The organism is Anaerostipes rhamnosivorans (assembly GCF_005280655.1).
Taxonomy (GTDB): domain Bacteria; phylum Bacillota; class Clostridia; order Lachnospirales; family Lachnospiraceae; genus Anaerostipes; species Anaerostipes rhamnosivorans.
Genome location: NZ_CP040058.1, coordinates 1,422,438 through 1,444,043 on the forward strand (window position 1 = coordinate 1,422,438; position 21,606 = coordinate 1,444,043).

Sequence of the window (21,606 nt, forward strand, 5' to 3'; positions counted from 1 at the left end):
AGAATTACATGGAGAAAGAATTATTTTTAAAAGGAATGCAGGAGCTTCTGGAGGTGGCAAAGGCCGGGGGCGGAAAAATCCGGAAGGAAGATATTTTATCGTATTTCGGAGGACTTGACATAACAGATGAGATCGAGACCATGCTCTGCGATTATTTTGTGGAAGCAGGAGTCCAGGTGGAAGGATATGACCGAAGTCCAAAAAAAGAGCAGCAAGAGGAGACAGAACCGGGTGTCATCCGGTTTTATGAAGAGGAACTGGCAGAACGGGGTGGATCTGACCCGGAGGAGGTCAGGGGACTGATCGTCCGGCTCGGAAATGGGGAAGATGTGAAAAATGAGCTGGTCGAGAGCCTGCTATCTGAAGTGGCTCTGACCGCCAAAAAGTATACGGGCCGCGGAGTTCACTTAGGAGACCTTGTGCAGGAAGGGAATATGGGGCTTATTGAAGCTGTGTACAGCCTCAACGAAAAGGATCCCCAGACAGCGGAAGAATTCTTGATGGCGTCTGCGGAGGAGGCCATAAAGGCAGCGGTCGCAGAACAGACTCATGCGGATTCTATGGGAGAGCAGATGGCGGGAAAGGCAAACCGTCTTGACGAGGCAGCCAGATTCCTGGCAAAGGATTTAGGAAGGGAAGCTACTGCGAAGGAGCTTGCCCATGAGCTTTCCATGACGGAGGAGGAAGTAAAAGAGATCATGAAGATGTCACTGGATGCGATTTCTGTGGTAGAGACGGACATTACCCAGAAATAGGCCGGGATCTCCCGGCCGCCCATAGGTACAGGAAGAGGTGGGGCAATGAACATCAGAGAAAAGCAGGAACAGACAGAACAAGAGATGCTCAGTCCTTATGCGACGCTGAGCAGCCAGACAAGAGGGAGAGAAAAGCCTGAAGTGGAGTGCGAGCTTCGGACCTGTTTCCAGAGGGACAGGGACCGAATCGTCCACTGCAAGGCTTTTCGGCGTTTAAAAGACAAGACACAGGTGTTTTTATCGCCAAAAGGGGACCATTATCGGACCAGGCTTACCCATACTCTGGAGGTGGCCCAGAATGCCAGGACCATAGCCAGAGCACTGAACCTGAACGAACTGCTCACTGAGGCCATTGCTCTGGGCCACGATCTGGGGCACACACCGTTCGGCCATGCGGGGGAAAGAGCCTTAAACGAGCTAAATCCGGAAGGATTCCGCCATAATCTCCAGAGTGTCAGAGTAGTGGAATGCCTGGAAAAGAACGGGAAGGGGCTGAATCTTACCTGGGAGGTCCGGGAGGGAATGAAAAACCATTCTACCCACAGCATTTCTGCCACACTGGAGGGTAAAATCGTTCGTCTGGCCGATAAGATCGCCTACATTAACCATGACATCGACGATTCCATACGTGCGGGGGTCATGAAAGAATCCGATCTTCCGTCAGAGTACACGGATGTGCTCGGGCATACAGTAAGGGAGCGGATTAATAATATTATCTGTGATATTGTAAAACACAGTGAGGAAAAGGATGATATTCTCATGTCTGAGGAAGTGTATACGGCGATGTTCGGACTCCGGAGATTTATGTTTGACCACGTCTATTTTAATCCACAGACAAAAAAAGAAGAAAAGAAGGTGCACCACATCATTGAGCCGCTGTTTTCGCATTATCTGCATCATATCGACCTTCTTCCTGATGTTTCCAGAGGGCGGATTGGCCAGACAGAGTCGAAAGAACAGGCTGTATGTGACTATATTGCCGGGATGACGGACCATTTTGCCATTGAGACATACAAGGAAATCTTCATTCCGAAATTCTGGCTGGAAAAGTGAGAAAAATAAAAAGGAATGAATCAATTTATGTAGAATAATATATATAGAGGACATTTATCACTTAGATTAGGAGGACAGGCTGTTGTTATACGGAGATGACATTATTGAAGAGGTCAGAAGCCGCAATGACATCGTGGATTTAATCTCTTCATATGTACCACTGAAGCGGAAAGGCAGTTCATATTTTGGCCTTTGCCCTTTCCATAATGAAAAATCACCGTCGTTTTCTGTCAGCAGGGACAAGCAGATGTATTACTGTTTTGGATGCGGGGCAGGGGGCAATGTGTTCACTTTTATTATGGAATATGAAAACTTCACATTTCCGGAAGCCGTGAGGTATCTTGCAGAGCGGGCCGGGATGGAGCTGCCCGAACAGGAACTCAGTACAGAGGCAAAGCAGCAGGCAGATGCCAAAGCAAAATTAAAAGAGATGAATAAGATGGCGGCCAACTATTTTTATATCCTCTTGCACAGCAAAAGAGGAGAAAAAGGGCTTGCATATCTTAAAAAGCGGGGCATCACCGAGGAGACAATTAAAAAGTTTGGCCTTGGATATGCGGATATTTATCAAGATGACCTCTACCGCTTTTTAAAGAGCAAAGGATTTACAGATGAAGACTTGAAGGATTCTGCACTGGTTTCCATCGATGAGGCCAGAGGAGGCAGCGACAAGTTCTGGAACCGGGTCATGTTTCCGATCCAGGATGTGAACAACCGTGTCATCGGATTCGGGGGACGTGTCATGGGGGACGGAAATCCCAAGTATCTGAACTCCAGGGAGACAAAGCTGTTTGACAAGAGCAGGAATCTTTACGGTCTGAACTTTGCACGGAGCTCAAGAGAGAAATTTATCATTCTATGCGAAGGATATATGGATGTTATCACAATGCACCAGGCCGGATTCACCAATGCGGTGGCAGCACTTGGGACCGCGTTTACAGAAGGGCACGGGATGCTTTTAAAACGTTATACTGATGAAGTCATCCTCTCCTTCGACAGCGATGAGGCAGGACAGAGGGCTATTTTAAGAGCGATTCCGATCTTAAAAGGAGCTGGGCTTACGGTCAGGGTCCTGAACTTAAATCCACATAAAGATCCGGATGAGTTTATTAAGGCATTGGGAAGTGAAGAACTCACCAAGCGTATCGAGAAGGCCCGGAGCAGTTTTATGTTTCAGGTTTCTGTGGCGGCTGGGAAGTACAACCAGGACGACCCAGAAGAAAAGACAAAGTTCCAGCACGAGGCGGCCAAGCTTTTGTCTTCCATAAGGGAGCCGCTGGAGCGCAGCAATTACTGTGAGGCTGTATCCAGGGAATATTTTATGGGAGTAAAAGAGCTTACGGATCTGGTGGATTATTACGGGACCAGCGGATATGTCCAGGAAAAGCCAAAGGAACAGGAACGAAAGCCGATCGAAGTTAAAAAAGAAGAAAAAAAACTAGAGCCGCAGAAGCTTTTGCTCACATGGCTGGTCAACGAGCCGGTGCTGTTTGACAAGCTTAGAGGGATTATCGGGCCCGATGACTTTATCGAGCCGATCTACCACGGTGTTGCTGTGTTACTGTTTAAAGAATACGAGCAGGACGGGAAGGTGACGCCGGCAAAGATCCTGAATCAGTATGTGGACATGGAGGATCAGAAGAAGATCGCGGAACTGTTTAACACCACGCTGAAACTAAAGCCGCTGCCGGAGGACAACGACAAGGCACTGACCGATATTGTCCGCAAGGTGAAAGAAGACAGCATTGAACACAAGATGAATGAATCCAACGACATTATGAAATGGCAGGAGCTGATCCAGGAAAAGGGCAGCCTTGCAAAGCTGCATATTTCGATTTAGGTTGGTTAAAATAGGTATGAGAGGAAGGAAATCAATGGACGACACAATGTTACAATTCAGCGAGAAGCTGGCAGGTTTAGTAGAACTGGGGAAGAAAAATAAAAACTTTTTGGAGTATGCTCAGATTGAGACATATTTCAAAGATTTTAAGCTGACATCGGATATGATGGAGGCGATTTTTGATTACCTGGAACAAAATGGGATTGACGTGCTCACGATTCCAGAGGGAGACGAGGACGAAGATCTGGAGATCAAAGAAGAGATTGAGGAAGAAGCGGATCTGACCATCCCGGATGGAGTCAGTATCGAAGATCCTGTGCGCATGTACTTAAAAGAAATAGGAAAAGTACCGCTGCTCAGCGCCGATGAGGAAATCCGCCTGGCACAAAGGATGGAAGAAGGGGACGAGGAAGCGAAGAAGAAACTGGCGGAAGCCAACTTGCGTCTCGTTGTCAGTATCGCAAAACGCTATGTGGGGCGGGGGATGCTGTTCCTTGACCTGATCCAGGAGGGAAATCTCGGACTGATCAAAGCAGTGGAGAAGTTTGATTACAGAAAAGGATATAAGTTCAGCACCTATGCCACATGGTGGATCCGTCAGGCCATTACCAGAGCTATTGCTGACCAGGCGAGAACGATCCGTATTCCTGTGCATATGGTGGAGACCATCAATAAACTGATCCGTGTATCCAGACAGTTGTTACAGGAGCTTGGCCGGGAACCACTTCCTGAGGAGATTGCGGAGGAGATGGATATTCCGGTGGACCGTGTCCGGGAGATTTTAAAGATTTCCCAGGAGCCGGTTTCTTTGGAGACCCCGATCGGCGAGGAAGAGGACAGCCATCTGGGAGACTTTATACAGGATGACAATGTACCGGTGCCGGCGGATGCCGCGGCATTTACACTGCTCAAGGAGCAGCTGAGTGAAGTTCTGGGAACTCTCACTGAGCGGGAGCAGAAGGTGTTAAGACTGCGCTTCGGTCTGGATGACAGCCGCGCCAGGACTTTAGAGGAAGTAGGAAAAGAGTTTAACGTCACAAGAGAGAGAATCCGTCAGATCGAAGCTAAGGCTTTGAGAAAGCTGAGACATCCGAGCCGCAGCAGAAAACTGAAAGATTATCTGGATTAATTGGGTGGATTATGGAGCTGTCAACACGGTTAAAAACAATTGCTTCTTTTGTATCCGAAGGGATGTGTGTCGCCGATATAGGGACAGATCATGGATACATACCGATTTATCTGACATCCGAAGGACTTTCTGGAAAGGCATTTGCCATGGATGTCAACCGGGGGCCCCTCGAGCGGGCCAGACAGAATATAAAAAAAGAGGGACTGGACGGACAGATCGAGTGCATCTTATCTGACGGCATGGAAGGACTTCCGGAAGATGCCGACAGTGCAGTGATCGCCGGTATGGGCGGAGATTTGATGGAACAGATCCTTACGCGGGGGGAAGACAAGCTCTGCCATGTTGCCGAGCTTGTTCTTTCTCCCCAGTCCCATTGGGAAAAAGTGCGGAAGTTTCTTCACAGCCATGGATATGCCATCAAGAAAGAGGCATTGGTCAGGGAGGACGGGAAATATTACATTGTAATTAAAGCAGTCCAAGGCCGGGAGTCATATCCGTCTTCCTGGCAGTATTCTTACGGGACATATCTTCCTGGGTCAAAGGATCCTTTGATGAAAGAATACCTTTTGAAAGAAAAAGAAGATATACAAAAGATCCTCACATCTTTTCAGGGGAAAGACTCAGAAACCCTGAAAAACAGGGCAAATGAATTATCCTCTGCCCTGGAGGAAATAAAGGAGGCACTGAAACATTATGAAATGTAGTGAACTGATGAGAGTATTAGAGACGTATGTGCCGTCAGGTTATGCCATGGACTGGGATAACGTGGGCCTTCTTGCGGGACGGCAGGATAGAGAGATCCAGAAGATCATGGTCGCATTGGATGCGGACAAAGGGGTGGTGGAAGATGCAGTGAGCCAAAATGTGGACTTTCTGCTGACCCACCACCCTCTCATTTTCTCTCCCTTAAAGAGCATTACGGACGATGCGGGAACACCTTCCAAGATCCTTACTCTATTGGAAAACGGCATCAACTGTTACGCTATGCACACAAATTTTGATGTCGTCCATATGGGAAGGATCGTCTGCGAAGCGCTGGGCCTTAAAAGTGACGGTCCGGTAGAGACCACATGTACAGAAAACGGCATTCCCATGGGGATTGGAACAGTGTCGGACTTTCGCCGGCCCGTGTCTGTTGACGACTTTGTGGAGAAGATCAAAAAGACCTTTGACATCAAGCAGGTGTTTGTGTTCGGGGACGGAACAAAGGAGATCCGCAGGGTGGCCATTGTGCCAGGCTCCGGAAGGCATATGGAAAAAGAGGTATCCTCTGTCGGGGCAGATGTATTTTTAACCGGGGATATCGGGCACCACGAGGGACTGGATGCGGTGGATATGGGCATCACAGTCATCGATGCCGGCCATCACGGACTGGAAAAAATCTTTGTTGATTTTATGGGACATTTTCTTCAGAAGAATATACCAGAATGTGACGTAATCTTAAGACATACAAAATGCCCGTTTGACGTAAAATAGACCAGAGAGGAGATGATGCAGGGAATGTTACATGTAACAGTAGAAGGAGCCAGGATCAGTATAAAAGAGGGCACGACACTGGAGGATATCGCAAAACGCTTCCAGCGCCCGGGGACTCCTGTGATTTTGCTTGCCTATACGGGAGAGAAATTGAGGGAATTATACCACACCATTGATGAGGACTGTGAGATCCGTTTTGTTACCAACGAGGAACAGAGCGGATATATGACGTATAAAAGAACTGTAAATTTTGTGTTCTTAAAAGCGTGTGAGGAAGTACTCGGAGAAGGCTGCACCAACCGCATAACCATGAATTATTCTATTGGGAACAGTACATTCTGCGAATTCTCATTGGATGACCTGGAGGTTGATGATCAGCTTGCTAAGAAAATCCAGGCAAAGATGAGGGAACTGGTCAACCATGATCTAAAGATAGAAAAGATCTCCTACAATACGTTTGAGGCCAGGAAAAGATTTGCACAACAGGGCATGAAGGAAAAGGTGAGGCTTTTCAGATTCAGAAGAGTCTCAAGGACCAACGTCTATTCTCTGGATGGCTATGAGAACTATTTCTATGGGTATATGGCACCGAGCACCGGCTATATAAAGGACTTTTTTGTGGATGCATATCAGGGAGGCATTGTGCTCCAGATCCCCAGGAGGGACCATCTTTACGCAGTTTCCCGGTTTACGCCGCAGCCAAAGCTTTTCCATGTGATGCAGCGGTCCAGATCCTGGAGTAAACTGATGCGTGTGGATACCGTCGGAAAGCTCAATGAGGAGATCACAAACGGGGACATCAATAATCTGATTTTGGTCCAGGAGGCGCTGCAGGAAAAACTTCTTGCAGACATCGCTACAAAGATCGTAGACGATGGAAAAAAGGTGGTTTTGATCGCCGGTCCGTCTTCCTCAGGAAAGACTACATTTTCCCACAGGCTTGCCATACAGCTGCAGATCGATGGGCTGACGCCGCATCCGATTTCTTTGGATGACTATTTCTTAGACAGGGAGTTATCACCAAGGGATGAGGAAGGCAATTATAACTTTGAGACCATTGCGTCCCTGGATCTGGAATTGTTTAATGAAGATATCAACTGCCTCCTGGCGGGAAAAGGGGTGCAGCTGCCCACGTATAATTTTGTGTCCGGCAAGCGGGAGTATAAAGGCAATTATAAAAAGATCGGACCGGATGATGTGCTGGTCATCGAGGGAATCCACGGTCTGAATGGAATGCTGTCCAGTGAGATCTCGGAACAGGATAAATATAAGATCTATGTCAGTGCGTTGAGCCAGATCAACATTGATGAACACAACCGGATACCAAGCTCCGACGGGCGTCTGCTGCGAAGGATCGTAAGGGATGCAAGACACAGGGGAATGGATGCCAAAACAACCATAGGGCGCTGGGAATCTGTCAGGAGAGGGGAAGAACTGAATATCTTTCCTTATCAGGAGGAGGCGGATATCATGTTTAACTCTGCCCAGATCTATGAGCTGGCCGTGTTAAAGCAGTATGCGGAACCTCTTTTATTTCAGATCAGTCCAGGATGTCCGGAGTACCAGGAATCCAAACGTCTGCTGAAGTTTTTGGATTACTTTTTGAGCGTTAAGAGCGAAGATATACCGAAAACTTCACTTCTCAGAGAATTTATTGGGGGAAGCTGTTTTGAAACTTAATCACAACCTGAAGACAAACCTCTAACTATCAATGAAGATTTTTCCTCATATATAGTATAAAAGAATGGTTTTAATATCTATAATAAAGGGGAGAAGAATTTGAGAAAGATAAAAAGGGGAGTTAGTGCCGCTTTTGCGCTTTGCCTTTGTTTTAGCCTGATATTTCAGACATCAATGGTCAAAGCAGAGACAGCGCCTGAACTGACTGCAGAAACGAATGAACATTTTGGAGAAGAAGATTCAAAGTATGGATATCGGCAGCCGCCGGCCAAGGTAGAGGTTCCGGCCACCGTATCCATTCCTGGAAAGAAGAGAAGCGGTGCCATCCCTTCCAGATATGATGGAAGGACAGCAGGACATATGACATCTGTCAAAGACCAGGAAGATGTAGGAGCCTGCTGGGCTTTTTCAGGTTCAGGATTGTTTGAATCAAAAGTAAAGACAAGTACGGGACTAAGCACGGACTTGTCAGAACAGCATATGCTCTGGACCATGAACGGACTGACAGGAAGCGGCTACATGTGCAATACAACTAACGACAATGGAGGCAACGAGTGGATGTCTTCCGGATATTATGCATCCGGGTTTGGGCCGAAATCAGAGCAGGATATTTCTTTTATTAATGAGATATTTGAATTCGCCAATGTAGTAAGGCCGAAGAATCTTAACAGTGCGCCCAAGTTATATCAGGCAACCGATATCCAGTTCCTTAATCCGGAGAACGGCAAAGAGATCAAACAGGCAGTGATGAATAACGGTGCTGTGGGGACAGGAATATATTGGGACTTTTCTTCTAAGTACCACAAAGGAGATTCTTATTACTATTCGGGCGAATTGACAGATAGGAATAATCAAGAATTAGTTCAAAATCATGAGGTCATTATTGTTGGATGGGATGATACATATAGCAAAACGAATTTCAGCAAAGCTCCGTCAGAAAACGGCGCATGGCTGATTAAGAATAGTTGGGGAACCAACGCCAGCTACAGTGACGGAGGGTATTATTGGGTTTCTTATGAAGATCCTCTTTTACTGCCTGATTATACAATCAAGAGTTTTAAGGCATATGATTCAGATGAAAAGCTTTATCAGTTGGATGAATTTGGAGCAGTGACCTCAATCAATGTATCCGAAAACATCTCTGCAGATTTCTGTTATTTTGCGAATGTTTTTGATTTTGGTAAAAATGAGAAATTAGAATCAGTGACATTTTTTACAGATTCCATTGGCAGTAAGTATCAGTTATATATGGCTCCTGTAAACTCTTCGGGTGTACCGGAGCTATCAAAAAAGGAACAACTGACGTCGGAGCAGACAGTTTTGCATGCAGGATATATCACTGCAAAGACCTCTGCGAAGAAAGTATCCGGAAAGTATGCAGTTGTTTTGATGTTAAGGAAAGCCAAAGCGGATCAAAGACTCAATATCGGACTGGAATGTTCAGACTACTATGGTGATGGGGACTGTTATTATAAGGGGACGATTGAGCCAGGCCAAAGCTTTGTCAAGGCCGGAGAGCAGGCCATCAATGATATTTATACGCCAGAAAATGGTCAAAATCGGTTGTGTAATTTTTCAATAAAAGCAACTACAAGGTCCTATACTCAGTCAATGGATGCAAATGGTTCTAATACGAGTGGATCACCAAAGCCTCAGACAAAACCAACAACGACAAGGCCGGCGGTGGTATATAAAAAACCGTATTTGTCAAAGAGTTCTTTCAGCATTTACAAGGGAAATAAAACGACAGTTGGTATAAAGAATAAAGTTAGCGGAGCAAAAGTTTCCTATTCCAGTTCCAACAAATCTGTGGCAGCCGTAAGCTCTGCCGGTGCTGTGACAGGGAAGAAGGCCGGAACTGCAACAATTACAGCTAAGGTGACTCAGCAGGGCAAGAGCTACAGCCTGAAGTGCAAAGTGAAAGTAAGCAATAAGCGTTTGGCATTGACAAAGAAGAAGTCAAAGATAAAGAGAAAGAAGTCTTATCTGTTCAAGGCGAAAAAGTATGGCGTCACAGGTACAGTGAAATGGAAAGTCAATAATAAAAAACTGGCGTCCATTGGAAAGACCAGCGGTAAGCTGAAGGCTAAAAAGAAAAAGGGCAGAGTAAAAGTAACCGCTTATTGCGGGAAGTTTAAAGTATCTTATACCGTGAAAATCTATTAAGATGTATAGATATTGCATTAGAAAGAAGAAAAGGAATCTTTAAATTGTTTGACGGGACCTATGAGAACATGGTATAATTCCACTCGGAATTTAGTTAACCGAATGATCGCGCCAAAGTAATTTGGTGAGGAAAGTCCGGGCTTCGCAGGGCAGGATGCCGGATAACGTCCGGTAGGGGAGACCCTCAGGCCAGTGCAACAGAAATAAACCGCCGGTTTTTGCCGGTAAGGGTGGAAAGGCGGGGTAAGAGCCCACCGCTTGGCTGGTAACAGACAAGGCACATGTAAACCCCATCCGAAGCAAGGCAGGAGAAAAGCTATGGGCTTGCCCGGTCCACTTTTCGGTGTGCCGCTGGAGCTTGCTGGCAACAGCAGGTCGAGATAGATGATCATTTAAGACAGAACCCGGCTTACAGATTAACTAAATTCCGTTTTGAAAGATTGTTTACACTGCTTGTCCCGTTATTACAACTGCTGGACAGGCAGTTTTTATTTTAAATCATGTAGAAAAATAACGATTTGCTTGTTTTAGGACATAAATTTTACAAAAGTGTGAATAATGTTTCAAATTTGTCATACACTATATCAAAGGAGTGTAGTATGACATTGAAGAAAAAATGGAAAGTAGCAGCCATATCTTGCGCGATTGGCTTATGCAGTGTAGGGCAGCAGGTCTTTGCCAGCGATACATTATTCCAGCCGCCGAAAAGCGACAATGGTGCAGACCAGCTCATCCAAAGGAAACTGTTGGAGGAACAAGAGCAGTTCAAAGAACGTAAAGCACTGGTGAAAAAGTTGAATATTGAACGTCAGATCGAAAAGGTGCAGCAAGCCAAAGGTCTGAAGGGAAAAATATCTACAAGAGATAAAGCGATCCTCACACGGATTGTGGAAGCAGAAGCTACTGACAAAGACATAAAGAGTAAAATCTTAGTCGCAAATGTGATATTAAACAGAGTGCGTTCCAAGGAATTTCCAAATACGGTGGAAAAGGTTGTATTCCAGAGAACCAACGGAAGTGTCCAGTTTTCTCCTACAGCCGATGGACGATACAATTCTGTGACCATCAAAGCATCCACAAGGGAAAGCGTGGAGAGGGCCCTTTCCGGAGAAGACTATTCAGAAGGTGCTTTGTACTTTGTAGAAAAGACAATGGCAAATCCTCGAAACGTATCTTGGTTTGACCGGGCTTTGACGAAACTGTTCACTTATCAGGGACATTCATTTTATAAATAAGATAGTAAAAATTCGGGGTTGACACGAAAACAGAAAAGTATTATCATTCTATCATATAGTGATAAACCGATGAGAAAGAGTAGTAGTCAGGAGCAGAAGGATTTAAAGAGAGCTGCAGGTGGTGGGATTGTAGCATGAATTCCCTGATGAATGGACTTTCGAGGGCAGTTCTGAACTTATAGTAGGAGTTGCCGGGCACCCGACCCGTTACCTAACAGGGCATATATGATAGTATATGAGAAAAGTGGGCATTTTTTATGATGCCAATTTGAGTGGTACCGCGGATATCCGCCTCAAGCGTGAGCTTGGGGCGTTTTTTATTCCATAGGATAGTTCTTCGAACCTCCCTATGAATTAAAAAGCCCTGCGGGTATTATGCACACAAATGCGTGAGGAAATTATTTGACTGGGTCAAATCGCATTTGGCGCTCAATGAATTGTTTATCTCTATAGTGCAGTTAATCAATTGTAGAGAAAAGGAGAGAAAGTTATGAGAAAGAAGTTATTAGCAGCAGGCTGCAGTATGGTATTGGCAGCATCTTTATTACTCGCAGGATGTTCAAAAAAAAGTGAGGACCAGACGTATCAGATCGGAATTCAGCAGTTTGCGGAGCACGAATCCTTAAACAACTGCCGTAAGGGATTTATCCAGGGTCTGGAAAAGGAAGGGATCAAAGAGGGCAAGAACTTAAAGATCACTTTTAAAAATGCACAGGCAGATACAGCGGCGGACAATCAGATCGCATCCAATTTCGCATCCAAAAAATTTGACCTGATCTGCGCGATTGCCACTCCTAGTGCACAGAGCGCATACAATGCGGCTTCTGATTCTAAGACACCGGTTATCTACACTGCAGTCACTTCACCGGAACTGGCGGGATTTGTAGATAAAGACGGAAAGAATGTGGGAGAAGTCACCGGTACTTCGGATCTGATCCTTGCAGACAAACAGCTGAAGCTGATCCGAAAAGTACTTCCAAAGGCAAAGAACGTAGGTATTTTATACAGCACCAACGAAGTAAATTCCAAGGCGGGAATTGAAGCATATGAGAAGGTGGCCAAGAAAAATGGTTTCAAGATCGTAACACAGGGAATCAGTGCAGCGGCTGATATGCCTATGGCAGCAGACAGTCTGATCAAAAAAGTCGACTGTATCACAAACCTGACAGACAACCTAGTTGTCAGCTGTATGCCAACCTACCTGGAAAAAGCTAACAAAGCAAAGATTCCTGTATTTGGATCAGAGATCGAACAGGTAAAACTGGGATGTATCGGCTGTGTGGGTATCGATTTTGTGAAACTCGGGGAACAGACCGGAAAGATGGCTGCCAAAGTGTTAAAGGGAGAAAAGAAAGCATCTGAGATTCCGTTTGAAACATTCAATCAGGGAGATATTTATCTGAATGAAAAGGCAGCGAAGGATCTGGGTATCAAACTTCCATCTGATATACAGAAAACAGCCGTAGAGACATTTACAGAAATTAAAGCAAGCAAATAATAGGAGCAAAAAATGGAACAATTGATCATTGGGGTCTTTGAGCAGGGATTTATCTATGCGGTCATGGCTCTGGGCGTATACATTACTTATAAAATACTGGACTTTCCGGATCTGTCTGTGGACAGTACCTTTCCGTTAGGCGCGGCTATCACAACCGTACTGCTGATGAATGGATTCAATCCAATCCTGTCGCTGATCCTTTCCACAGCGGCAGGGGCGGCAGCGGGAGCGCTGACCGGCATTATCCATGTGAAGTTTAAGGTCCGGGATCTTCTGTCTGGTATCATCATGATGACAGGGCTTTATACGATCAATCTGCGGATCACAGGCGGAAGTGCCAATGTTCCACTGTTCAATTACAATACGATATTTAATAATAATGGGATCAACGGATTATTCCCGGAAGCACTTGCTCCATATAAGACGCTGGTCATCATCACTGTTATTATGTTGATCGCAAAGCTCCTTCTGGATCTGTACTTAAAGACAAAATCCGGCTATCTATTAAGGGCGGTGGGGGACAATGAAAAAATTGTCACCTCTCTGGCAAAAGACAGCGGATTTGTAAAGATCGTTGGTCTTTCCATCGCAAATGGGCTGGTAGCTCTGGCGGGTAGTGTCATGTGTCAGCAGCAGAGATTTTTTGAAATTTCAATGGGTACCGGTACAATCGTCATCGGTCTGGCCAGCGTGATCATCGGGACCAACATTTTTAAAGGAAATCGATTGAAAGCGACTACAGCTGTCATCATCGGATCTGTTATTTATAAGGCCTGTGTGGCGGCTGCCATTGAGATCGGCCTGGATTCACAGGATCTTAAACTGATCACGGCGATTCTGTTCCTTGTGATCCTGATCGTCAGCATGGACCGTAAGAAGAAGGTGAAAGCATGATTGAACTTAAGAATATCGACAAATATTATAATATCGGAACAGTAAATGAGGTATGTCTGTTTCAGGATTTCAGCCTGAAGGTTCAGAATGGAGACTTTATCTCCGTGATCGGAAGCAATGGTTCCGGAAAGACCTCGATGCTGAATCTGATCTGCGGAAGCCTTCAGCCGGAGAGCGGATCGATCTTTTTAAACAATGAAGATATTACAAAGCAAAAGGAGTTTGTCCGCCAGCGTAAGATCGGGCGTGTGTATCAGGACCCCTCTATGGGAACCTGTCCTTCCATGACAATCCTTGAGAATATGTCTTTAGCTGACAACAAGGGCAAGTCATACGGCCTTGGGCTGGGAACCAATAAAAAGAGGATCCGCCATTACCAGGAAATGCTCTCCCAGCTGGGATTGGGACTTGAGGATATGATGGGAACCAAAGTAGGCTCCCTGTCCGGAGGACAGCGGCAAGCCATGGCACTTTTGATGACTACCATGACCCCCATAGAATTCTTGATTCTGGATGAGCATACGGCAGCACTGGATCCAAAGACTGCGGAGCTGATTATGGAGCTGACGGATAAGATTGTCACGGAGAAGAATCTGACCACGATCATGGTCACGCATAACTTGAGATTCGCGGTGGAATATGGAAACCGCCTGATTATGATGCATCAGGGAAAGGCGATCATAGACAAGGCAGGAGAAGAAAAAGAGGCTCTTGCAATTGAAGATCTGCTGGATCAGTTTAATGAGATCAGCATAGAGACAGGAAATTAGCACACCAGCCATAGGATCATTGATTCCTATGGCTTTTTTTCTTGCCCATAAGTTCTCCGTACATGGCCCCTCCGATGATCAAGACGGCACCGAGCAGTTGTATGCCAGTTAAGTGTTCCCTGAGAAAGAAAGCCGAGAATATCAGGGCGGACAGTGGCTCTAAATATCCGCAGATGGCCACGGAACCTGCGGGCAGTTTTGTGATGGATGAAAAATAGAAATAACAGCCGATACCTGTGTTGACGATCCCTAAAATTAATACAGGGAACAGATTCTGCCATACGGACGGAAGGCTGAGGCTCTGCTTGGTCTGCATAAAGGCTGCCACAGTAAGAAAACTTATGATCAGCTGATACATAGAGTTTTTAAGACCTGTAATACTGTGTGCTTTTTTGTTAAAGATCACCATGAGAGCATACATGACGGCTGACAGGAGGCCGCAGAGCAGCCCTGTGGAGATACCGGTGTGAAACAGGCTGTTTCCATTGACCGTTATCATACCTGCTGCAACGGCCGTAAATCCCAGGAATTTATGTATTGTCATTCGCTCCTTAAACAGCAGGGGAGAGACAGCCATAACAATGACAGGGCCGCAGTAGTAAGCCAATGTGGCGATACTGACACCGATGGTCTTATACGCCTCATAGAGAAGCATCCAGCTGATCCCCATGGCGGTCCCGGAGATCAGAATATAGAGTAAATGTTTTTTATCCTTATATTTATGCGGCCTTTTTTCAGTGAAAAAGAAAACTAGAAGGAGAAACAGGCTCCCGATCAGAGTTCTTAAAAATACAATCTCATAACTGTTCAGTTCAATATAGCTTGCAACAATGCCGTTGGATCCAAACAGCAGCAGTGCCGTAAAATATTTAAAATAATGTTTTTCCATAACTCACCTCGATGACAGCATATTGCTTGCTTTTTCTTGAACAGCTTATACTTATACTGTATCATGAAACCATAAATAACAAAAACGAATATTTGTCATATAAAAGATGACAAATTCAGATAAATAGGGAGGTGTGGGTATACAGATGGATATGAATCTTCAAAAATACATGTCTTTTGTGAAAGCTGTGGAATATGGGAGTTTTACAAAAGCCGGGGAGATGCTTAGTTATTCCCAGTCGGGAATCAGCCGCATGATCCATGACCTGGAGGCAGAATGGGGGGTATCTCTTCTTGAGCGGGACCGGTCAGGCGTGCGTCTGACTTCAGATGGGATGAAGCTTTTGCCGTATGCAAAAAGCGTCTGCAGAGAGTTTGAGAAGCTGCAAGTACAGGTGGACGAATTAAAAGGTCTGACATCAGGCCTGATACGGATCGGAACATTTTCAAGTGCAGCCACGCATTGGCTTCCGAATATCATCAAAAAATTTCAGGAGGATTATCCCCACATTGACTATGAACTGTTGCTTGGTGACTATACGGAAATAGAAAACTGGATTTTAAATGGACGTGTGGACTGCGGTTTTCTAAGGCTTCCCACGCTTCCGGAGCTGGAGACAGTTTTTCTGGAGCAGGACCAGCTATTGGCAGTCCTTCCGGAACAACATCCATTGGCAGAATGCAGCCGTTTTCCTATGGAGGCACTGTGTGATGCACCCTTTATGCTGTTGAAAAGAGATGGCAATTCAGATGTCTCAGAGATTCTTGAACAGTGCCGCATTTCACGAAAAGTTCAATTTACTACCTGGGATGATTATGCCATCATGTCCATGGTGGAGAGCGGTCTGGGAATCAGCATTCTCCCGCAGCTTATTTTGCAGCGCATCCCGTACCGTATTGTCACAAAGGAACTGGAGGTGCCGGCTTATCGAAAGATCGGGCTTGCATTCCGGGACAGAAAAGGGATGTCACTAGCAGTAAAAAGATTCCTGGATTATTTACCTTATCGTGCGTAGCACGCGTACCCGGAGGGTATAGAATACGGGATGCCCTGTGGGTATGAGTTATTTACCACTATTTCCGTCGTGCTTTTGAAATGCGCTCCTCCAATAGTGGTAAATAACTTTTGAAAAGTGACACCCTTCTTTTGACAGAAGCCCTTCTCCAGTAGACATTACGTCCATTTTCTACATGATTGGAGGGAGGCATTCTAAGAGCCGAACGGAAATCATGTGGAAAATGTCATACCTTATCGTGCGTAGCACGCGCACCCGAGGGTATAAAACACGGGATGCCCTGTGGGTATACCTTGTCGTGCGTAGCACGCGCACCTGAGAGGGTGTAAAAAGGACGATGTTAAGTTTGGTTGACAGATTTCCAACGGCATTTGGTGGTGAAAAACACCCGGTTTTCTTATAATAAACAAAAATATATACCACAGGGAATACCCTTCGGGCGTGCGTGCTTCGCACGATTAGGAATAGGAGAAAAGTTATGGAATTTTATGAAAATCTAAACCGGGTAAGAAAAGAAAAAGGATGGTCCCAGGAGGAATTGGGGAACCGGCTGAATGTATCCAGGCAGACGGTCTCTAAATGGGAGCTTGGGACGACAACGCCGGAGATGAACAAGCTGATAGAATTAAGCCGTATTTTTGGAGTCAGTATAGATGAACTGACTGGGAATGAATTGTATAAAAAAGAAAAGGAAGTTGTCTATGTCGCTGTAAAACAGCACTATGAATATAAGAGCAAAATGACAATCTGCGGGATTCCTTTGGTGCATATCAACTTTGGGAGAGGAATTTATAAAGCAAAAGGGATCATAGCAGCGGGAAATATCGCTGTGGGACTGGTCTCTATGGGAATGATTTCTACCGGTTTACTTTCCATTGGGATGCTTTCCCTTGGCCTGCTGGCCTTTGGCGGGCTTGCCATTGGAGGTCTGGCAGTAGGGGGCGCCGCCATTGGTATCTTTGCAGTGGGGGGGCTCGCTGTGGGAATCTATGCCATAGGAGGGTGTGCGCTGGCATCCCATATTGCTGTGGGCGGATATGCAAATGCCCATATAGCTATAGGGGGAGTTGCTGACGGGGCATATACATTTACAGAGAAAGGAAAGGCCGTCAGCGATGAGATCAGGAGAACGATTTTAAAAGAATATCCCCATATATGGAGATTTCTCATCCGGCTGTTTTCTTCAGGCATGAATTCTATCTGAACTATATGTTATTTTACCTGTTTCAAATTGAGCGAAAGTGTGTTATACTCAATTAGTTATTTTGAATAGAATAGACAGTTCATTCGTACCATCCTGTCTTTAAACAAAACTAGGACAGTGTAAGAAGATTGCCTTTGTGCAGTTCTTACGTCTTAGAGAAATGCTTAGAGACATGGATACCTCAGGGTGGCATGTCTTTTTTGTTTCATTAGGATAGATAGAGAAGGGAAGTCTTATGTATCAATTAAATACACATGCATCCTTTGACTCGGCACATTTTCTGGCGGGTTATGAGGGAAAATGCAGCAATCTGCACGGGCACCGATGGAAGCTTTCGGTGACCATTCAAAAAGAAAAAGTGGAACAACAGGGCCAGACCAGAGGGATGGTCGTAGACTTTGGCCAATTAAAAGATAAGGTAAAAGAGATCGCAGATGAGTTTGACCATGCACTGATCATAGAAAAAAATACACTGAAAGAAAAAACAATGGAAGCGCTGAAGGAAGAAGATTTTCGGATCATTGAAGTAGCATTCCGGCCGACGGCAGAGAATTTTGCAAAATACTTTTATGACTGTTTCAAACAGAGCGGCTATGATGTATCTTTTGTGGAAGTGTATGAGACGCCGAATAACTGTGCAATTTACGGAGAATAGAAATGGAAACTTTTAAGATCGCAGAAAGTTTTGTGAGTATTAACGGAGAAGGAAAGAAGGCCGGGAGGCTTGCCATGTTTATCCGCCTTCGGGGATGTAATCTAAACTGCTCCTACTGTGACACCAAATGGGCCATCAGCAAAAAAGGGGACGCGGAACTTATGACGGCCCCGGAGACTGCACAGATGGTGAAGGAGGCCGGGGTTGAACTGGTGACATTGACGGGAGGGGAGCCGCTTTTGGACGAAAATATCAGCGGGCTCATCGGAAGTATTCTCGCTCTGCCGAAAGTAGAACTGGAGATTGAGACAAACGGAAGTATTCCCATCCGCCCGTGGAGAGAAAGAGACGCAAGGCTTTCTATGACCATGGATTATAAGCTGCCGTCCAGCGGCATGGAAGAATCCATGTGCCTTGAAAATATGGAAGAATTAAAACCGTGGGATGTAGTAAAGTTCGTTATAGGGACAAGAGAGGACCTGGAAAGGGCAAAAGAGATCACAGACCGGTTTTCTCTCTGTGAGAGAGCCATCGTTTATTTCAGTCCGGTCTTTGGTGCACTGCTGCCGGAAGAGATCGTAGAATTTATGAAGGAACACAAGCTTAATAAAGTCAGGTTTCAGATCCAGATCCACAAGGTCGTTTGGGATCCGGAGCAGAAGGGAGTCTAGGAAGCTATGGCAATCGATAAAGAAGCAATCAAGACACATATCAGAGGAATACTTGAAGCACTAGGAGATGATCCGGAACGGGAAGGGCTGGTAGAGACACCGGACCGTGTGGCCAGGATGTATGAAGAAGTGTTTGAAGGGATGAATTATACAAACACTCAGATCGCGGAGATGTTTTCCAAGACGTTTGAAGACGATTTGTCAGTTAAAAATCATAAGGACATGGTTATTGTAAAGGATATTGATATTTTCAGCTATTGTGAGCACCATTTAGCATTGATGTACAATATGAAGGTGACCGTCGCATACCAGCCGAAAGAAAAGATCCTGGGACTCAGCAAGATTGCGAGAATCTGTGACATGGTGGGTAAACGCCTGCAGCTTCAGGAACGCATTGGATCCGATATAGCAGAGATTATTTCTGAGGTGGCCCAAACAGAAGATGTGGCAGTGCTCATAGAGGGAAACCATAGCTGCATGAGTGCCAGGGGCATCAAGAAAAACCAGGCAAAAACCATCACATCGACACTGAGAGGCCGGTTTGAGAGCGATCCTTTCATGGAAAGCCGTTTTTACACACTGGCAGACAGATAAAGAGGAGGATATTATGTCAAAACCAACAAAGGCAGTCGTTGTATTCAGCGGAGGACAGGACAGCACCACCTGTCTGTTCTGGGCAAAGAAAAAATATGAGGAAGTCATTGCGCTTTCTTTTAACTATGGACAGAAGCATTCAGACGAGCTGGTCTGTGCAAAAGAAATCTGCAAAAAGCATGGGGTGGAGCATCATATCCTGGATATGGGCCTGCTAAACCAGCTGGCGCCAAATTCCCTGACCAGGGCGGATATTGAGGTGGACAAAGAAGCGCCAGAGACCGGTACACCCAATTCCTTTGTAGACGGAAGGAATATGCTCTTTCTTACATTCGCAGCTGTGTTTGCAAAACAGAGAGGGATTCATGTGTTGGTGACCGGTGTGTCACAGAGTGATTTCAGCGGATATCCAGACTGCAGACATGTGTTTATCACATCTCTTGAAACAACCCTGACGCTAGCAATGGACTACGAGTTTGAGGTGATCACTCCGCTCATGTGGATTGACAAAAAAGAGACATGGAAAATGGCCGATGATCTGGGAGTTTTTGATATTATCAGGCAGGAAACACTGACCTGTTATAACGGGGTAAAGGGCGACGGATGCGGTGACTGTCCTGCGTGCAAGCTGAGAAGAAAAGGAATGGAAGCCTATCTAACAGAGCGCCGGAACTGAGATTCAGGCTTAGAAAATTTGTCTAAGTGTTATCTTGTTTTTAGATTCTTATTGATAAAACATTAACAAAATAGTACAATAGGAATGTAACCAATGGTCAGGGTTGTCAACATATCAATCCTCTGCAACAAAGGAGATAACGTATGGGAAGATTTACATTACCTAGAGATTTGTACTTTGGAAAAGGATCACTTGAGACACTGAAGACGCTGGACGGAAAAAAAGCTGTTTTAGTCATCGGCGGCGGATCTATGAAACGTTTTGGATTTGTAGACCAGGTTGTTGATTATTTAAAAGAAGCAGGCATAGAGACAAAATTAATTGAGGGAGTAGAGCCGGACCCTTCTGTTGAGACCGTATTTAAAGGTGCCGAGATTATGAGAGAGTTTGAACCGGACTGGATCGTGGCAATGGGCGGAGGATCTCCGATCGATGCTGCAAAAGCTATGTGGATCTTCTATGAACATCCGGAAACCACATTTGACGATGTAAAAGACCCATTCACAGTTCCAAAACTCAGAAACAAAGCAAGATTCCTTGCAATCCCTTCAACTTCAGGAACAGCTACGGAAGTGACGGCATTTGCTGTTATCACGGACTACAGTTCAGGCATTAAATATCCGCTGGCAGACTTTGAGATCACACCGGATGTTGCCATTGTAGACCCTGCACTGGCAGAGACGATGCCTCCGAAACTGACCTCTTATACAGGAATGGATGCACTGACCCATGCGATTGAAGCATATGTTGCCGGACTGCATTCACCATTTTCAGATCCTTTGGCAATCGATGCCATCGAGATGGTATTTGACAACTTAAAAGCTTCCTATGAGGGAGACATGACCGCACGTGAAAATATGCACTATGCACAATGTCTTGCAGGAATGTCATTCTCTAATGCACTGTTAGGAATTGTACATTCTTTAGCGCATAAGACAGGAGCAGTTTTTGATACAGGACATATCACACACGGATGTGCGAACGCTATCTATCTTCCGTATGTGATCCAGTTTAATGCAAAGGTATGCGAAGACCGCTATGCAGCCATTGCAAGAAAGATCGGCCTCCCTGGAAATTCCGATAAAGCACTGACACTTTCTTTGATTGAAGCAATCCGGGATATGAACAAGAAGCTGAACATTGTTTCCAACCTGAAAGATTTCGGAATCAATGAAGAAGAATTCAACCAGAAGAAGAGGATGATCGCGGAGCGTGCTGTGGCAGACGCATGTACAGGATCTAATCCTAGAGAAACCTCTGTAGATGACATGGAAAAAGTGTTAGAGTGCATCTACTACGGAAAAGACGTAATATTCTAAATATAGCAGACACTACATCCATTTACCACTATGGGCAAGCGCATTTTAAAAAGTGCGATGGAAATCGTGGTAAATAACTCATATTTT

General features: G+C 45.4%; 20 protein-coding genes, 1 other RNA gene and 1 other annotated feature. Of the genes, 20 read left to right on the forward strand and 1 reads right to left on the reverse strand.

Going from position 1 to position 21,606, the window contains the following annotated elements:
• The first annotated feature begins 8 nt into the window (after positions 1 to 8).
• The 13 genes from AR1Y2_RS06985 to AR1Y2_RS07045 all read left to right on the forward strand — a co-directional run bounded on the left by AR1Y2_RS06985 (position 9) and on the right by AR1Y2_RS07045 (position 14,496).
• Complete coding sequence (locus AR1Y2_RS06985; protein WP_137328335.1) at positions 9 to 755, forward strand: sigma-70 domain-containing protein; 747 nt, start codon at positions 9 to 11, stop codon at positions 753 to 755.
• A 45-nt stretch (positions 756 to 800) separates the two neighbouring features.
• Positions 801 to 1,808 (forward strand): deoxyguanosinetriphosphate triphosphohydrolase, encoded by a 1,008-nt coding sequence (locus AR1Y2_RS06990; protein WP_137328336.1) that lies wholly within the window; start codon positions 801 to 803, stop codon positions 1,806 to 1,808.
• Positions 1,809 to 1,890: 82 nt separating this feature from the next.
• The gene (gene dnaG / locus AR1Y2_RS06995; protein WP_137328337.1) at positions 1,891 to 3,648 is read left to right on the forward strand and encodes a DNA primase; all 1,758 of its coding nucleotides are present in this window, start codon (positions 1,891 to 1,893) and stop codon (positions 3,646 to 3,648) included.
• A gap of 34 nt (positions 3,649 to 3,682) precedes the next feature.
• Positions 3,683 to 4,777, forward strand: coding sequence for an RNA polymerase sigma factor RpoD (rpoD, locus tag AR1Y2_RS07000; protein ID WP_137328338.1), 1,095 nt, complete (start codon positions 3,683 to 3,685; stop codon positions 4,775 to 4,777).
• A gap of 11 nt (positions 4,778 to 4,788) precedes the next feature.
• Complete coding sequence (locus AR1Y2_RS07005) at positions 4,789 to 5,481, forward strand: tRNA (adenine(22)-N(1))-methyltransferase (RefSeq protein WP_137328339.1); 693 nt, start codon at positions 4,789 to 4,791, stop codon at positions 5,479 to 5,481.
• Entirely contained in the window at positions 5,471 to 6,253 is a 783-nt protein-coding gene (locus AR1Y2_RS07010) for a Nif3-like dinuclear metal center hexameric protein (RefSeq protein ID WP_137328340.1), read from the forward strand. The genes AR1Y2_RS07005 and AR1Y2_RS07010 overlap by 11 nt, the downstream gene beginning before the upstream one ends.
• Positions 6,254 to 6,277: 24 nt before the next feature.
• The gene (locus tag AR1Y2_RS07015; protein WP_137328341.1) at positions 6,278 to 7,933 is read left to right on the forward strand and encodes a nucleoside kinase; all 1,656 of its coding nucleotides are present in this window, start codon (positions 6,278 to 6,280) and stop codon (positions 7,931 to 7,933) included.
• 99 nt (positions 7,934 to 8,032) lie between these two features.
• Positions 8,033 to 10,099: a C1 family peptidase gene (locus AR1Y2_RS07020; RefSeq protein ID WP_137328342.1), complete on the forward strand. Its 2,067-nt coding sequence runs from the start codon at positions 8,033 to 8,035 to the stop codon at positions 10,097 to 10,099.
• Positions 10,100 to 10,189: 90 nt separating this feature from the next.
• Positions 10,190 to 10,527, forward strand: an RNA gene (rnpB, locus tag AR1Y2_RS07025) — RNase P RNA component class A.
• A gap of 171 nt (positions 10,528 to 10,698) precedes the next feature.
• A complete protein-coding gene (locus tag AR1Y2_RS07030; RefSeq protein WP_137328343.1) occupies positions 10,699 to 11,334 on the forward strand; it encodes a cell wall hydrolase in 636 nt (211 codons plus the stop codon).
• Between the two features lie 60 nt (positions 11,335 to 11,394).
• Positions 11,395 to 11,633 (forward strand) — a binding site (T-box leader).
• Positions 11,634 to 11,824: 191 nt separating this feature from the next.
• Positions 11,825 to 12,832 (forward strand): ABC transporter substrate-binding protein, encoded by a 1,008-nt coding sequence (locus AR1Y2_RS07035; RefSeq protein ID WP_137328344.1) that lies wholly within the window; start codon positions 11,825 to 11,827, stop codon positions 12,830 to 12,832.
• Between the two features lie 12 nt (positions 12,833 to 12,844).
• Positions 12,845 to 13,726: an ABC transporter permease gene (locus AR1Y2_RS07040; protein ID WP_137328345.1), complete on the forward strand. Its 882-nt coding sequence runs from the start codon at positions 12,845 to 12,847 to the stop codon at positions 13,724 to 13,726.
• A complete protein-coding gene (locus tag AR1Y2_RS07045; protein ID WP_137328346.1) occupies positions 13,723 to 14,496 on the forward strand; it encodes an ABC transporter ATP-binding protein in 774 nt (257 codons plus the stop codon). Before AR1Y2_RS07040 ends, AR1Y2_RS07045 begins: the two co-directional genes overlap by 4 nt.
• Positions 14,497 to 14,512: 16 nt before the next feature.
• On the opposite strand, the gene AR1Y2_RS07050 is transcribed toward AR1Y2_RS07045, so the two are convergent.
• Positions 14,513 to 15,385 carry a DMT family transporter gene (locus AR1Y2_RS07050; RefSeq protein WP_137328347.1) on the reverse strand — a complete coding sequence of 291 codons (873 nt, stop codon included), beginning with the start codon at positions 15,383 to 15,385 and terminating at the stop codon, positions 14,513 to 14,515.
• Between the two features lie 145 nt (positions 15,386 to 15,530).
• Here AR1Y2_RS07050 and AR1Y2_RS07055 point away from each other — a divergent pair, with 145 nt between their 5' ends.
• The 7 genes from AR1Y2_RS07055 (at position 15,531) to AR1Y2_RS07090 (ending at position 21,519) form a co-directional block, all read left to right on the forward strand.
• The gene (locus AR1Y2_RS07055) at positions 15,531 to 16,400 is read left to right on the forward strand and encodes a LysR family transcriptional regulator (protein ID WP_137330218.1); all 870 of its coding nucleotides are present in this window, start codon (positions 15,531 to 15,533) and stop codon (positions 16,398 to 16,400) included.
• Positions 16,401 to 16,878: 478 nt separating this feature from the next.
• A complete protein-coding gene (locus AR1Y2_RS07065; protein WP_137328348.1) occupies positions 16,879 to 17,604 on the forward strand; it encodes a helix-turn-helix domain-containing protein in 726 nt (241 codons plus the stop codon).
• 235 nt (positions 17,605 to 17,839) lie between these two features.
• Complete coding sequence (gene queD, locus AR1Y2_RS07070) at positions 17,840 to 18,259, forward strand: 6-carboxytetrahydropterin synthase QueD (RefSeq protein WP_137328349.1); 420 nt, start codon at positions 17,840 to 17,842, stop codon at positions 18,257 to 18,259.
• A gap of 2 nt (positions 18,260 to 18,261) precedes the next feature.
• Positions 18,262 to 18,930 carry a putative 7-carboxy-7-deazaguanine synthase QueE gene (gene queE, locus AR1Y2_RS07075; RefSeq protein ID WP_137328350.1) on the forward strand — a complete coding sequence of 223 codons (669 nt, stop codon included), beginning with the start codon at positions 18,262 to 18,264 and terminating at the stop codon, positions 18,928 to 18,930.
• Between the two features lie 6 nt (positions 18,931 to 18,936).
• The gene (folE, locus tag AR1Y2_RS07080; protein WP_137328351.1) at positions 18,937 to 19,524 is read left to right on the forward strand and encodes a GTP cyclohydrolase I FolE; all 588 of its coding nucleotides are present in this window, start codon (positions 18,937 to 18,939) and stop codon (positions 19,522 to 19,524) included.
• A 13-nt stretch (positions 19,525 to 19,537) separates the two neighbouring features.
• Positions 19,538 to 20,200 (forward strand): 7-cyano-7-deazaguanine synthase QueC, encoded by a 663-nt coding sequence (gene queC, locus AR1Y2_RS07085; RefSeq protein ID WP_137328352.1) that lies wholly within the window; start codon positions 19,538 to 19,540, stop codon positions 20,198 to 20,200.
• A gap of 143 nt (positions 20,201 to 20,343) precedes the next feature.
• Complete coding sequence (locus AR1Y2_RS07090; protein WP_137328353.1) at positions 20,344 to 21,519, forward strand: iron-containing alcohol dehydrogenase; 1,176 nt, start codon at positions 20,344 to 20,346, stop codon at positions 21,517 to 21,519.
• Positions 21,520 to 21,606: the final 87 nt, after the last annotated feature.

Coding starts and splice junctions, on each gene's coding strand:
- AR1Y2_RS06985 (WP_137328335.1), top strand. CDS start 9: ATGGAGAAAGAATTATTTTTAAAAGGAATGCAGGAGCTTCTGGAGGTG.
- AR1Y2_RS06990 (WP_137328336.1), top strand. CDS start 801: ATGAACATCAGAGAAAAGCAGGAACAGACAGAACAAGAGATGCTCAGT.
- rpoD (WP_137328338.1), top strand. CDS start 3,683: ATGGACGACACAATGTTACAATTCAGCGAGAAGCTGGCAGGTTTAGTA.
- AR1Y2_RS07005 (WP_137328339.1), top strand. CDS start 4,789: ATGGAGCTGTCAACACGGTTAAAAACAATTGCTTCTTTTGTATCCGAA.
- AR1Y2_RS07010 (WP_137328340.1), top strand. CDS start 5,471: ATGAAATGTAGTGAACTGATGAGAGTATTAGAGACGTATGTGCCGTCA.
- AR1Y2_RS07015 (WP_137328341.1), top strand. CDS start 6,278: ATGTTACATGTAACAGTAGAAGGAGCCAGGATCAGTATAAAAGAGGGC.
- AR1Y2_RS07030 (WP_137328343.1), top strand. CDS start 10,699: ATGACATTGAAGAAAAAATGGAAAGTAGCAGCCATATCTTGCGCGATT.
- AR1Y2_RS07035 (WP_137328344.1), top strand. CDS start 11,825: ATGAGAAAGAAGTTATTAGCAGCAGGCTGCAGTATGGTATTGGCAGCA.
- AR1Y2_RS07040 (WP_137328345.1), top strand. CDS start 12,845: ATGGAACAATTGATCATTGGGGTCTTTGAGCAGGGATTTATCTATGCG.
- AR1Y2_RS07045 (WP_137328346.1), top strand. CDS start 13,723: ATGATTGAACTTAAGAATATCGACAAATATTATAATATCGGAACAGTA.
- AR1Y2_RS07050 (WP_137328347.1), bottom strand. CDS start 15,385: ATGGAAAAACATTATTTTAAATATTTTACGGCACTGCTGCTGTTTGGA.
- AR1Y2_RS07055 (WP_137330218.1), top strand. CDS start 15,531: ATGGATATGAATCTTCAAAAATACATGTCTTTTGTGAAAGCTGTGGAA.
- AR1Y2_RS07065 (WP_137328348.1), top strand. CDS start 16,879: ATGGAATTTTATGAAAATCTAAACCGGGTAAGAAAAGAAAAAGGATGG.
- queD (WP_137328349.1), top strand. CDS start 17,840: ATGTATCAATTAAATACACATGCATCCTTTGACTCGGCACATTTTCTG.
- queE (WP_137328350.1), top strand. CDS start 18,262: ATGGAAACTTTTAAGATCGCAGAAAGTTTTGTGAGTATTAACGGAGAA.
- folE (WP_137328351.1), top strand. CDS start 18,937: ATGGCAATCGATAAAGAAGCAATCAAGACACATATCAGAGGAATACTT.
- queC (WP_137328352.1), top strand. CDS start 19,538: ATGTCAAAACCAACAAAGGCAGTCGTTGTATTCAGCGGAGGACAGGAC.
- AR1Y2_RS07090 (WP_137328353.1), top strand. CDS start 20,344: ATGGGAAGATTTACATTACCTAGAGATTTGTACTTTGGAAAAGGATCA.